This is a genomic window from Neobacillus sp. C211, from assembly GCF_051842875.1.
In the GTDB taxonomy this organism is placed as follows: Bacteria; Bacillota; Bacilli; order Bacillales; family Cytobacillaceae; genus Neobacillus.
The window spans coordinates 45,174-57,643 of record NZ_CM122574.1 but is presented as its reverse complement, the minus strand read 5'-3'; the positions used below and the strand labels follow the sequence as shown (position 1 = coordinate 57,643).

13 protein-coding genes are annotated in these 12,470 nt (G+C 36.9%); 11 read left to right on the top strand and 2 right to left on the bottom strand.

Annotated elements, in window-relative coordinates; all coding sequences use genetic code 11:
- Window positions 1-16 precede the first annotated feature (16 nt).
- The 11 genes from ACSU6B_RS00325 to ACSU6B_RS00275 all read left to right on the top strand — a co-directional run bounded on the left by ACSU6B_RS00325 (window position 17) and on the right by ACSU6B_RS00275 (window position 10,070).
- Entirely contained in the window at window positions 17-1,228 is a 1,212-nt protein-coding gene (locus ACSU6B_RS00325) for an EAL domain-containing protein (RefSeq protein WP_215001680.1), read from the top strand.
- Between the two features lie 229 nt (window positions 1,229-1,457).
- Entirely contained in the window at window positions 1,458-1,694 is a 237-nt protein-coding gene (locus tag ACSU6B_RS00320; RefSeq protein WP_066252435.1) for a YkuJ family protein, read from the top strand.
- A 265-nt stretch (window positions 1,695-1,959) separates the two neighbouring features.
- The gene (gene cbpB / locus ACSU6B_RS00315) at window positions 1,960-2,403 is read left to right on the top strand and encodes a cyclic-di-AMP-binding protein CbpB (protein WP_088086226.1); all 444 of its coding nucleotides are present in this window, start codon (window positions 1,960-1,962) and stop codon (window positions 2,401-2,403) included.
- Window positions 2,404-2,458: 55 nt separating this feature from the next.
- Complete coding sequence (locus ACSU6B_RS00310) at window positions 2,459-3,970, top strand: MDR family MFS transporter (protein ID WP_410881849.1); 1,512 nt, start codon at window positions 2,459-2,461, stop codon at window positions 3,968-3,970.
- Between the two features lie 33 nt (window positions 3,971-4,003).
- Window positions 4,004-4,891 (top strand): LysR family transcriptional regulator, encoded by an 888-nt coding sequence (locus ACSU6B_RS00305; protein ID WP_168242646.1) that lies wholly within the window; start codon window positions 4,004-4,006, stop codon window positions 4,889-4,891.
- Window positions 4,892-4,964: 73 nt separating this feature from the next.
- The gene (gene dapD / locus ACSU6B_RS00300) at window positions 4,965-5,675 is read left to right on the top strand and encodes a 2,3,4,5-tetrahydropyridine-2,6-dicarboxylate N-acetyltransferase (protein WP_168242647.1); all 711 of its coding nucleotides are present in this window, start codon (window positions 4,965-4,967) and stop codon (window positions 5,673-5,675) included.
- A gap of 122 nt (window positions 5,676-5,797) precedes the next feature.
- Window positions 5,798-6,931 carry an N-acetyldiaminopimelate deacetylase gene (locus tag ACSU6B_RS00295; RefSeq protein WP_410881847.1) on the top strand — a complete coding sequence of 378 codons (1,134 nt, stop codon included), beginning with the start codon at window positions 5,798-5,800 and terminating at the stop codon, window positions 6,929-6,931.
- 271 nt (window positions 6,932-7,202) lie between these two features.
- Entirely contained in the window at window positions 7,203-7,751 is a 549-nt protein-coding gene (locus ACSU6B_RS00290; protein ID WP_168242649.1) for a peroxiredoxin, read from the top strand.
- A gap of 64 nt (window positions 7,752-7,815) precedes the next feature.
- Complete coding sequence (locus tag ACSU6B_RS00285) at window positions 7,816-8,271, top strand: TlpA disulfide reductase family protein (protein ID WP_215001688.1); 456 nt, start codon at window positions 7,816-7,818, stop codon at window positions 8,269-8,271.
- Window positions 8,272-8,411: 140 nt separating this feature from the next.
- On the top strand, window positions 8,412-9,326 hold the full coding sequence (locus ACSU6B_RS00280; RefSeq protein ID WP_410881844.1) for a DUF4349 domain-containing protein: 915 nt from the start codon (window positions 8,412-8,414) through the stop codon (window positions 9,324-9,326).
- Window positions 9,327-9,410: 84 nt separating this feature from the next.
- The gene (locus tag ACSU6B_RS00275; protein ID WP_168242652.1) at window positions 9,411-10,070 is read left to right on the top strand and encodes a potassium channel family protein; all 660 of its coding nucleotides are present in this window, start codon (window positions 9,411-9,413) and stop codon (window positions 10,068-10,070) included.
- Window positions 10,071-10,111: 41 nt separating this feature from the next.
- On the opposite strand, the gene rnjA is transcribed toward ACSU6B_RS00275, so the two are convergent.
- The gene (rnjA, locus tag ACSU6B_RS00270) at window positions 10,112-11,779 is read right to left on the bottom strand and encodes a ribonuclease J1 (protein ID WP_066252453.1); all 1,668 of its coding nucleotides are present in this window, start codon (window positions 11,777-11,779) and stop codon (window positions 10,112-10,114) included.
- Window positions 11,780-11,785: 6 nt separating this feature from the next.
- Window positions 11,786-11,995: a DNA-dependent RNA polymerase subunit epsilon gene (locus tag ACSU6B_RS00265; RefSeq protein ID WP_088086236.1), complete on the bottom strand. Its 210-nt coding sequence runs from the start codon at window positions 11,993-11,995 to the stop codon at window positions 11,786-11,788.
- Between the last annotated feature and the right edge of the window lie 475 nt (window positions 11,996-12,470).

The window sequence follows — 12,470 nt, the reverse complement described above, 5'->3', positions numbered from 1 at the left end:
TTTTGGAGGTACTTGGATGGATGCATTGGAAATACTATCGGATCTTGAAAATGTATTTCCCTATTTTCAACCGATTATTAGTGCCGATGAACAACGCGTAATTGCCTATGAGGTATTGGGGAGATATGAATCAGAAGGGAAAATCATCAGTTTAGGGGCCTTTTTTCAGGATGATCAAATTCCTGATGAATATAAGTTTGAAGTGGACTTGTTATTAGTCAAGTTGGCACTTGAAAAAGCGTTAAAGCTTGATGAGGATGTAAGTATTTTTCTGAATCGGAATGCTGATTTATTAATGTATGGACATGGTGAACCTTTTTTACAAGAGCTCCTTGCGTTTGAAAAAAAGGGCTTGATGTTAAATCGAATTGTTCTGGAAATTTCAGATCGAAATTATACTGGGGATTTAGACCAATTTGATCACTTATTGCAATATTATCGAACATATGGGATTAAAATAGCGATAGCAAGAATTGACAGTGAAAGTAACTATTTTGAACGAATAGGACAACTTGAACCAGATATACTGAAAATTAACCTACAAGCCTTAAAATCGACATCAACTGGTATAAATTATCACGATGTCTTGTTTACATTGTCTCTTTTGGCTCGGAAAATAGGTGCCACACTCTTGTTTGAAAATATTGAGATGAGCTACCAACTGCAGTTTGCATGGAAAAATGGCGGTCGTTATTATCAAGGTTATTATTTACACCCGCCAGCAGCAGAGTTCATTCAACGTGATTTCCTAAAGGATCGCTTAAAAGAGAAGTTCCATGACTTTATCTCATATGAAAAAAAGAAATTAGAAGCAGTTTATACCACTGCAGAATTTTTTCAAGCCAAAGTCCAAGAAATTGTGATTAAGAACAGAAATGCAACATATCAAAACCTTTTCCAAGTACTAATAAAAGAATTGGATCAGATTGCCTTTAGAATGTATGTTTGTGATGAAGATGGCTTCCAGAAATCTGCTAATATCTTTAAAGAAAAAGAGGGCTGGATCACTCAATCCGAGTACATTCAAAAAAATTGGAGCTGGCGTCCATACTTTTTAGAAAATATTATCAAAATGAGAAATGAACGAAAAGGAATCTTATCTGATTTATATTGTGATATTGATACTGGGGAAACAATTCGTACTTTTTCATTCCCAATGAATGGGGAAGATTATTTGTTTATCGATATATCCTATCAATATTTATTCCAACATGACCAATTACTTTAAAATGCACTGAATTTGCTATCTTTTAGCTTCTTTTTAGGGAAGTGTATTAAAAAATTCCTTATTTTTTTATTTTTACTTGGACAAATGGACAACGTTATTTTATTCTTTTAATATTGGCATATTAATTATGCGGTTGGAAAATTATGAAAGTAATCCAATCGGATAGAAAAATGCCAAATGAGAAACATAATTGTAGATGTTTGTTTGGGTTTGAAAGGAGACGGAGCATATGTCACAGCTTCAAGGTATATTAACAAGATTAAAAAATCTTCAGGAACAAGCTAATAGTGGTGAGCCAGCACAACGCTATTTCGAGGTAAACGGTGATAGAAAGTGTCAAGTAACATTTCATCCGAAAACGGAGACATTTGAATTAGAAGTATATAATGAGAAGGAAAAACCAAAAAGATATCAATTTGATAATGTTGATATGATTACAATTGAAATTTTTGATTTGATTCAATAAGGAACCTTTAGGGTTCCTTTATTTTTCGGCTAATAAGAAAGTATAAACTTTCGAATCGAAAGTTCATACTTTCTTATTTCGCATAAGTGCAACTACGCCTCTGTCTTTGCCTAACGGCTCGCCAGTCGGCGAGTTTCCTTTATGTCAACGACTGCGGAGGTTGTATTTAGGTTTCTAATTATACATTACCAAAATTAGCACAGACTCCCGAATACTATGGTAGAATGTAACTGTAGAAAAACAAATTTTTGAGGAGTTTTCGGCGATGATCAGTCTTCCCAACGGTGAATTTTTAAAATTAACAATAAAAGAATTAATGATCCCTTCCGAACGGGTAGCGCATGTTCAAATAGGTAATAATCTAGAACATGCCTTATTAGTTTTAACAAAAAGCGGGTATACGGCTATACCGGTCTTAGACCCTCATTACAAGCTTCATGGGTTAATTAGCACCCCGATTATTATGGATTCTATCCTTGGACTAGAAAGAATTGAATTTGAACAACTTGAGAAAAAACGAGTGGAAGAGGTCATGAAAGGCTCTATTCCACGAGTTAAAATTACTGCATCCTTAAAAAAATGTCTTGAATTACTTGTTAACCAACCATTTCTTTGTGTTGAGACTGAAGATGGATACTTTGAAGGAATTTTGCCAAGAAGTACGTTATTAAATCAATTAAATAAAATAATAAAAAAAAATGAAAAATGATGTATTTAGGCCCCCAAGCAGGGGGCTTGATTTTTTTTAAGTTTGAGGTGTGAATATGAGTACTTCTACTGAGAAGATATCTAAAGGAAAGTCCAACAGCAGGCAAACGAAAAAGCCACTAGTTCTAGCCGCCGTAATGTTAGCGATGTTTATGGGGGCGATTGAAGCAACGATTGTTTCAACCGCAATGCCCGCAATTGTCGCTGATTTAGGTGGGTTTACACTATATAGTTGGGTATTTTCTGCGTACTTGTTAATGAATTCTGTAACCGTTCTTATTTATGGTAAATTATCCGACTTATTTGGTCGAAAACCAATTCTTACGATTGGAATATTAATTTTTTTATTAGGATCCATTCTTTGTGGATTCGCCACATCAATGAAAATGTTGATTATTTTTCGTTTGATTCAAGGGGTTGGAGCAGGTGCTGTCACATCGATTGCGACAACAATAATTGGCGATATCTATACTGCAGAAGAACGGGCTAAAATTCAGGGATACCTAGCTAGTGTATGGGGTGTTTCGGCGATTTCAGGACCTGCTGTTGGAGGCTTACTTGTCCAATATGTAAGTTGGCATTATGTATTCTGGATAAACATTCCACTTGGGATTCTGTCCTTAGTAGGCCTATGGCTGTTCTTACATGAAAATGTCCAAAGGAAAAAACATGAAATAGATTATCTTGGTGCTATTTTGTTAACGATGACAATTTCTTCGTTAATGTTTATCCTTGTAGAAGGTGGGAGCCGCTTTACATGGGGATCTTGGCAGTCGCTAAGCTTTTTTGCTTTCAGCGCTGTAACATTACTTGGGTTTGTATTTCAGGAAGCCCGTGCTAGAGAGCCAGTAATGCCATTTTCAATTTGGAAGGAACGCTCTATTCTTATAGCCAACACTACCTCGCTTTCTACGGGAATCATGTTAATTGGAATTTCGAGCTTTTTACCTACATTTGTGCAAGGTGTTATGGAACAAACACCCATTGTTGCGGGTTTTACGTTGACAGCTATGTCAATCGGATGGCCAATTGCATCCACACTTGCGGGACGGTTGTTGATAACGATGGGTTATCGAAAAACATCTATTATCGGTGGTGTTTCGTTAATCATTGGCAGCATTGCCTTCTTGACGATGTCAGCCTCCTCAGGGCCTTTATGGGCAGCAGTGGGTTCTTTTTTCGTTGGATTAGGGATGGGCTTAACATCCACTGCCTTTATTGTCTCGATTCAAAGTACGGTTGGTTGGGAACAGAGAGGCATCGCAACTGCATCTAATATGTTTATGAGAAATCTTGGAAATACAATTGGTGCAGCATTACTGGGGGGAATCCTTAATAATAGGTTGAGTCAATATTTAAGCGAGAATGATCATTCCTTATCAGTAGATGATGTCAATCTACTCTTAAAATCTGCTGAGCGTGAAAATCTCTCTGAATCAGTCCGGACTTTCTTGCAGAATGGGTTAACCATTTCTCTTCACTCTGTTTATTATGTTGTCTTCGCCTTGGCAATCATAAGTTTACTGTTAATATTTTGTATACCGAAAAAGAACGATAGCTCTGTGTAACTTCACAGAGCTTTTTTAAGGAGGGGAACAATCTTGTCCTCATTATCAGAATTTCAATTATTATCCGTTTTAGCCCAGGAGATGAATATGCGGAAGGCATCGGAACGGCTGTTTGTTTCACAGCCAGCCCTTTCGCAACGATTGCAAACAATCGAAAAAGATTGGGGAACGAAATTATTTATTCGCTCGCAAAAAGGACTAGCTCTAACCCCCTCAGGTGAGCATGTCATCCAATTTGCAAATGAAGTACTAACTAAGCAAGAAAAGGTGCGTGAAACCATTCACTCCCTTCAATCAGGTGTGTCAGGTACTTTGAAGATTGCAGTTGCTTCGATTGTAGGCCAAAACTGGCTTCCGCAGGTTTTAAAGAAATTTATTGATAGATATCCTCAAGCCAAAATTTCATTAGTAACTGGATGGAGCAGCGAAATTTTAAAATGCTTATATGACGATCAAGTTCATATTGGGATTATCCGTGGTACACCCGATTGGAAAGGAATTAAGGTTCATCTATTTAACGATCCTCTTTATTTAGTTGACAGGGAAATTACCAGTCCGGAACAAGTTTTGAATACGGACCGCCCCTTCATTCAATTTAAAAGTGATTCTAATTATTTCCAGGAAATTCAAGATTGGTGGATGCGCAATTTTAAGACTTCACCCAAGAGGACCGTTGTGGTTGATCAAATTGAGACATGCAAGCAGATGGCTTTCAATGGCATTGGCTACGCTATCCTGCCCGCCATAACATTAACTAAAGCAGAAAAGGAAATTTTCAAAATACCGCTTTTAAATGAGAATAATGAACCTCTAAATCGTGATACATGGCTACTGGGCTATGAATCGGCCTTTCAATTAAAGCAAGTTTCAGCCTTTGTAGAATTAATTAAGGAACATATCGCTGAATCTTCAGGAGATTAGGGTAGTTTTTCTTGTTTTCGTTTCTTTTGTTTGTTAAAGTATTTTTTAGTACGAATACATAGGGGGTAAAATAATGAAGATGATGGATGCAAATGAAATTATTTCTTTTATCCAAAATAGTAAAAAATCTACACCTGTTAAGGTTTATTTAAAAGGTGAATTAGCAGGAATTGATTTTGGAAACAATACAAAAACTTTTATTAATGGAAATACGGGTGTCATTTTTGGTGAATGGTCTGAAATTAATGAAGTATTAGAAGCACATAAAGAAAAAATTGAAGATCAAGTGGTTGAAAATGACCGTCGTAATTCTGCAATCCCTTTGTTAGATAATAAGCATATTAATGCCCGAATTGAGCCAGGTGTTACTATTCGTGACCAAGTGGAAATTGGTGATAATGCCGTTATTATGATGGGAGCCGTTATCAATATCGGTGCCGTTATTGGTGAAAAATCGATGATTGATATGGGTGTTGTTCTAGGTGGAAGAGCTACTGTCGGGAAGAATTGTCATATTGGGGCGGGAACTGTCTTGGCCGGTGTTATTGAACCCCCATCTGCGAAGCCTGTTATTATTGAGGATGATGTTCTTATTGGAGCGAATGCCGTTGTTCTTGAAGGGGTAACAGTTGGAACAGGTTCAGTAGTCGCTGCAGGTGCAGTTGTCACTCAAGATGTTGCTCCTTATACAGTTGTAGCAGGGATGCCGGCAAGGAAAATTAAAGATATTGATGAAAAAACGAAGTCAAAAACTGAAATAATGCAAGAACTTCGTCAACTTTAAAAGCCCGCTTCCTTTGCGCGAAGTACTCTAGCCGCTGGGCGCTGGAGCTAGATAGTTCTCTAAGTATAAGCAGAAAAGCGTGGAGCATATCCACGCTTCTTTTTTAAAAGGAGAGTTAATAAATGAATCCATTGATTAAAATCCGCCGTGACCTTCATCAAATTCCAGAACTAGGATTTCAAGAGTTTGAGACACAAGCCTATTTATTATCTTACCTTGAGTCTTTACCACAAGATCGTATCACGATAAAAAAATGGAAGACAGGGTTGTTTGTAAAGGTTCATGGCTTAAATCCCCAAAAAACGATTGGTTATAGAACAGACATCGATGGACTTCCGATTAGCGAAGAAACAGGATTACCTTTCTCATCGACCCACGATAACAAGATGCATGCATGTGGGCATGATTTCCACATGAGCATCGCTCTTGGGGTACTAACTTATTTTACGAATAACCCAATTGCAGACGACCTTATGTTTGTTTTTCAACCTGCAGAGGAAGGACCTGGCGGAGCGGAACCGATGTTAAAATCAGATGAGATGCTGGAATGGAAGCCTGACCTGATTTTTGCCTTACATATTGCACCAGAGTATCCAGTTGGAACTATCGCGGTTAAGGAAGGGTTACTATTTGCTAATACTTCTGAACTGTTTATTGATCTAAAGGGTAAGGGGGGGCATGCCGCTAGACCCCATGAAACGAATGATATGGTTGTCGCAGCATGTACATTGGTAAACCAGCTGCAAACGATTGTTTCGAGGAATGTCGACCCCTTAGATAGTGCGGTTATAACGATTGGAAAAATCACTGGCGGTACTGTTCAAAATATTATTGCTGAAAATGCAAGGCTTGAGGGAACCATCCGGACGCTTTCTGCTGAATCGATGAAAAAGGTTAAACATCGCATTGAGGCGCTTTTGAAGGGAATCGAAGCAGGTTTTGAATGTGAAGCAGTCATTGATTATGGTTCGATGTATCATCAAGTCTATAATACTGAATCTATTACAAGAGATTTTATGAAATATCTTCAAAATGAAACAAATGTTGAAGTAATCGAGTGCAAGGAAGCGATGACGGGAGAAGACTTTGGATATATGCTTAAAGAGATTCCAGGGCTTATGTTTTGGCTGGGTGTCGATTCGCCCTATGGTTTACACCATTCAAAATTAAATCCACAAGAAGGTGCGATTGAAGTAGCTGTTAAAGTAATGACAACCTATATCTCTAATCTAGGGAATAGATTAAATCTTATATAAGAAGGCGTTTTATTTTGTTCTGATTAGCAATCATGATAAAATTAAAGAGAATTAAAAGGGAAATTGTTACATATCGTCGATTATTCTTACACAATTAGGGAAAACTTATGAAGGGGAAATAAGGTTATAATTAATAATAAGTATTTAATTAAATTAATTATAATTTAATATTGACTCAAAATAAGATGTGTCCTATAATTAGAATTGTGAAAAGGATAGCAAATGAGAATTGCTATAAATACTCATTTATTAAATATTTGGAGGGATTTGAATGCCAGAACGTATGGTAGGTAAACAAGCACCACGCTTTGAAATGGATGCTGTAATGCCAAACAAAGAATTTAAAAAAGTAAGTTTGGAAGAAAACATGAAAAACGATAAATGGACTGTGTTATTCTTTTATCCAATGGACTTTACATTTGTTTGTCCAACTGAAATTACAGCGATGTCCGATCGTTTTGAAGAGTTTGATGATTTAGATGCAGTTATCGTTGGTGCTTCTACTGACACAATCCACACTCATCTTGCTTGGATTAAAACAGATCGCAAAGAAAATGGTCTTGGCGATTTAAACTATCCTCTTGCTGCAGATACTAACCATGTGGTAGCTCGTGATTATGGAGTATTAATTGAAGAAGAAGGTATCGCACTACGCGGTTTATTCATCATCGATCCTGAGGGTGAATTAAAGTATTCTGTTGTAAATCACAACAACATTGGCCGAGACGTGGATGAAACTTTACGTGTTCTTCAAGCATTACAAACTGGCGGTCTTTGCCCAGCAAACTGGAAGCCTGGACAAGCTACATTGAACGTATAATTTGCACAAAACAGATAGACCTAACCTTTTAAAGTGTTAGGTCTTTTTAATAGGGGGATTATCTATGAAATTACGTGAACCAATGCCAGAGTTAACTGGGGCAACTGAATGGTTAAACGGTGAAGTGACAAGAGAAGACCTAATCGGAGAAAAACCAACATTGCTTCATTTTTGGTCGATTAGCTGCCATCTTTGTAAAGAAGCGATGCCGCAGGTAAATCAATTCCGTGATGATTTTAAGGACCAGTTAAATGTGGTTGCTGTTCATATGCCGCGTTCTGAAAACGACCTTAACCTAGATGAAATTAAACGAGTGGCAGCTGAGCATGGAATCAATCAACCGATTTTTGTCGACAGTGATCACAAGTTGACAGAAGCCCTTGAAAATCAATATGTACCAGCTTATTATGTATTTGATAAAGAAGGCAAGCTCCGCCATTTCCAAGCAGGCGGAAGCGGCATGAAGATGCTCGAGAAGCGTGTAAACCGAGTGTTGGATGAGTTGGAAAAAACAGAATAAAAAACGATCTAAGTGCTGTCCGTTATATTCAACGGGCAGCATTTTTATTTTTTTTCTTAACTGTAACCTTACCTCCTTTTAATCGTCGGTACTTATATATACCTAGCTTTAACCATTAGAGAAAAAAGGGGTGTCAGAAGTTGATAAAGCTAAAACGTTGGTTTCCTATCTTTTTCATTATCTTATTATTTTGGGTAACAGGGTGCAGTCCCAGCAGCGAAGATAAACGTGCAAAAATGAAAGAAAGTAATGATACAGTTATGGATTCAGCCCAATCTGGCAGTGGGGAGGAAGCAGACTTTTACTCGGGTGAAACAGAAAAGGCTGAAAAAAGTTCCGCAGCTGCAAATATAAAAATTCAAAACCAAATGGTTATTTATCAAGCGGATCTACAACTGCGAGTAAAGAAATTTGATCAGACTGTCCGTATCCTTGAAGAAAAAGTAATAAAATATGGAGGTTATATAGCAGAGTCCAATGTATCAAAAGAGGGCAACGAGCTGGTAAGTGGCAGCATTAAAATTAGAATACCACAAAAGCACTTTCAGACCTTTTTACATGATGCTGAGAGCCAAGCAGCAGAGGTTTTGCAAAGAAGCATAACCGGGCAGGATGTAACCGAGGAATATATTGATCTTGAGTCCAGATTAAAATCAAAAAAGGTGGTGGAAGAACGGTTACTCACTTTCATGAAAAGTGCAGTAAAAACAGAAGATTTATTGAAAATTTCTGCTGATTTAGCATCCGTACAAGAGGAAATTGAGATCATTGAAGGGAAGATGAAGTTTTTAGAAAACCAAACCTCCCTTTCGACGGTTAACATAACCCTTTACGAAAAAAGCGTAGTTGTACCTACAATTAATAAAGATAAATTAAATACTTGGGAGAAAACCAAAAAACAATTCATGAAAAGCATCAATATGTTATTAGTTGGTTTATCAGGCTTGGTTGTTTTTATCGTTGGTAACCTGCCAGTTCTAGCCATTTTATTTATTATAGTATTTTTTCTCCTTTACTATCTTAAAAAGAGGAAGTCCAGACAGGGGCAGGAATAAGAAGGGGTAGCTCTCTATATAAATCTGACGAATGATGCTAAAATGAAACATAATAAGATAATGATTTAACCGGGGGAGTTATATATGAAAAAAAGTTTCGCAGTCATTGGGCTTGGCCGATTCGGTGGAAGTATTTGCCGAACTCTTACCGATGAGGGGATGGAAGTTCTTGCTATCGATAAAAATGAAGAACGAGTAAATGAGTATGCAATGATTGCTTCTCATGCGGTTGTAGGGGATACAACAGACGAAGCTGTTTTGAAAAGCCTTGGGATACGTAACTTCGATCATGTGATTGTAGCTATTGGTGATGATATTCAATCAAGTATACTTACAACTCTTATTCTTAAGGAATTGGGTGTAGTGCGTATTACAGCTAAGGCTCAAAACGATTACCATGAAAAAGTTTTGAGGAAAATTGGAGCAGACAGTGTTGTTCACCCAGAAAGAGACATGGGAAAACGGATTGCTAACAATATGGCTTCGAGTAATGTGGTCGACTATCTTGAACTATCAGATGAACACAGTATCGTTGAAATTGTTGCGAATGGAAAACTTAGTGGTCATACGATTATGGATTTGGATATTCGCAAGAAATATGGTTTGAATATTGTCGCCATAAAAAGAGGAGAAGAAATTATTGTTTCTCCACAAGCCAAAGAAACTTTTCACGTTAATGATGTTTTAATCGTGATTGGAACCGACCAAGACATCAATCGATTTGAAAAAAAAGTACTAGAATAAGAAAAGCGGAAGCGCTCGAGGCGCTTCCGCTTTTCTTATTCTTACACTTCCATAATGATTGGTAAAATCATTGGTCTGCGCTTTGTTTTTTCGTATAGGAAAGGCGCTAATGTATCTGTAATTTCATTTTTAATTTCAGACCATTGGCTTGTCTTTCTTTCCATCACTTTATTTAAGTGCTTGGTGATTAGATTTTGAGCATCGTTAATTAAATCACCGGATTCTCTCATATAAACAAATCCTCGAGAAATTAGGTCAGGTCCTGAAGCAATTTTAAATTCCTTCATATTAATACTTACGACCACAACAACTAATCCTTCCTCAGAAAGAATTCTACGGTCACGTAAGACAATATTTCCAATATCGCCTACACCACTGCCGTCGATATAAACAGAACCTGATGGAATCTTTCCAGCAACCTGAGCAGTATCCTCAGAAAGAGCTAACACTTCACCATTGTCCATAATAAAACAATTTTCTTCTTGTACTCCGCAATCAACCGCGATCTTAGCGTGCATTCTTTGCATTCGATATTCACCGTGGATTGGCATAAAGAACTTTGGTCTAATTAAACGAAGCATTAGTTTTTGTTCTTCCTGTCCACCATGACCAGAAGTATGGATATTACTTAGTTTACCGTGAATAACTTCCGCGCCGGCTCTATAGAGCATATTTATCGTTCGACTCACACTAATTGTGTTCCCTGGAATAGGTGAAGATGAAAATACCACTGTGTCACCAGGAATGATTTGAATTTGTCTGTGTGTCCCATTAGCAATTCTTGAAAGAGCAGCCATAGCTTCGCCCTGACTTCCGGTACAAAGGATCGTAACTTTATCAGCAGGAAGACGGTTTATTTGATTCGCTTCAATAAAAGTCTCTTTAGGTGCATTAATATACCCTAATTCAAGTCCGATATTGATAGCTGCTTCCATGCTTCGGCCAAAAACCGCTACTTTTCTTCCGTATTCTACTGCTGCCTCTACCACTTGCTGCAATCTATGGATATTAGATGCAAAGGTAGCAAAAATAATACGTCCGTCCACTTTACGGAAAATATCATTGATGCTGTCGCCTACCCGACGTTCTGACATGGTGAATTCAGGTATTTCACTATTTGTACTATCTGATAGTAAACATAAAACGCCTTCCTTACCTATTTCAGCCATTTTGGTTAGATTGGCAGGTTCACCTACAGGGGTAAAATCAAATTTAAAATCTCCAGTATGGACAATTTGACCGGGCGGAGTTTTAACTACAATCCCATAAGAATCAGGAATACTGTGGGTGGTGCGGAAAAAAGTAACCGATGTTTTGCGGAATTTGATGATATCGTCTTCTTTGATGTCTATCAACTTAGCATTTCTTAATAAGCCGTGTTCCTCTAGTTTATTTTTAATTAATCCAAGAGCGAGTTTCCCACCATAAATTGGAACATTAATCTCGCGTAATAAATAGGGAATACCGCCAATGTGATCTTCATGTCCGTGTGTAACAAATAATCCTTTTATTTTATCTTGATTCTTAACCAAATAGGTATAATCAGGAATTACGTAATCAATACCTAATAGCTCATCCTCAGGAAATTTTATTCCGGCATCAATTAATATTATTTCATCCTGAAACTGAACCGCATACGTGTTTTTGCCAATTTCGCCTAAACCACCCAGGGCAAAAACCGCAGTTTGATCATTCTTAACAAATTTCATAAATTATCATTTCTCCAATACTTTATAGTCTTCATTTTGAAGTTCATATTTTAAATGAGCTCCCTTTACTTCTTGAACAAATTCAACATTAAACCCACGGTCGGCAATTTTTGAGCGGACATCTCTTACCGATTCTCCTTCAATAAATAGGGTTTTTGTATTCTCTCTGACTGGTACTTCTTTGATGTTTTCCTGATAATATACTTTAAATATCATTACAATTTCGCTCCTAACTGAATCATAACTTTTTCTATTATATAAAACATTTTCATCTTTTTCATTTATTTTCTTTGGAAACCGTTAGACTTATATGAAAAGTATGTAAAAAAGAATCGTTGTTTTTACAATTTACAATAACGAAGGAGCCCCTCGCAAGTTTGAAGGGCCCTAAAAAAATTTAGGCAATGGATTTCTTTCGCAGTAATTCTTTCCACTGTTTTAAAAGCTTCTTCCTTAGCTTCTTTAACATAGTGGATCATCTCCTTACCTCTTATTTTATACAATCCTTGTCCAATGTAAAGTAAGCGATGGCAGATTATTGAAGTTTTTTTAAAATAAGAGTATTTTTACTATATTATATGATGAAATTGCTGATTCAATCATGGTTAAACATGGAATTACATTGACAAATTATAAATTGACTTTTTTTAATATAAAGTTTAGTGTTTTAAAGAATAAAGAACTGTGGAGA

Coding starts and splice junctions, on each gene's coding strand:
- ACSU6B_RS00325 (WP_215001680.1), top strand. CDS start 17: ATGGATGCATTGGAAATACTATCGGATCTTGAAAATGTATTTCCCTAT.
- ACSU6B_RS00320 (WP_066252435.1), top strand. CDS start 1,458: ATGTCACAGCTTCAAGGTATATTAACAAGATTAAAAAATCTTCAGGAA.
- cbpB (WP_088086226.1), top strand. CDS start 1,960: ATGATCAGTCTTCCCAACGGTGAATTTTTAAAATTAACAATAAAAGAA.
- ACSU6B_RS00310 (WP_410881849.1), top strand. CDS start 2,459: ATGAGTACTTCTACTGAGAAGATATCTAAAGGAAAGTCCAACAGCAGG.
- dapD (WP_168242647.1), top strand. CDS start 4,965: ATGAAGATGATGGATGCAAATGAAATTATTTCTTTTATCCAAAATAGT.
- ACSU6B_RS00295 (WP_410881847.1), top strand. CDS start 5,798: ATGAATCCATTGATTAAAATCCGCCGTGACCTTCATCAAATTCCAGAA.
- ACSU6B_RS00290 (WP_168242649.1), top strand. CDS start 7,203: ATGCCAGAACGTATGGTAGGTAAACAAGCACCACGCTTTGAAATGGAT.
- ACSU6B_RS00285 (WP_215001688.1), top strand. CDS start 7,816: ATGAAATTACGTGAACCAATGCCAGAGTTAACTGGGGCAACTGAATGG.
- ACSU6B_RS00275 (WP_168242652.1), top strand. CDS start 9,411: ATGAAAAAAAGTTTCGCAGTCATTGGGCTTGGCCGATTCGGTGGAAGT.
- rnjA (WP_066252453.1), bottom strand. CDS start 11,779: ATGAAATTTGTTAAGAATGATCAAACTGCGGTTTTTGCCCTGGGTGGT.
- ACSU6B_RS00265 (WP_088086236.1), bottom strand. CDS start 11,995: ATGATATTTAAAGTATATTATCAGGAAAACATCAAAGAAGTACCAGTC.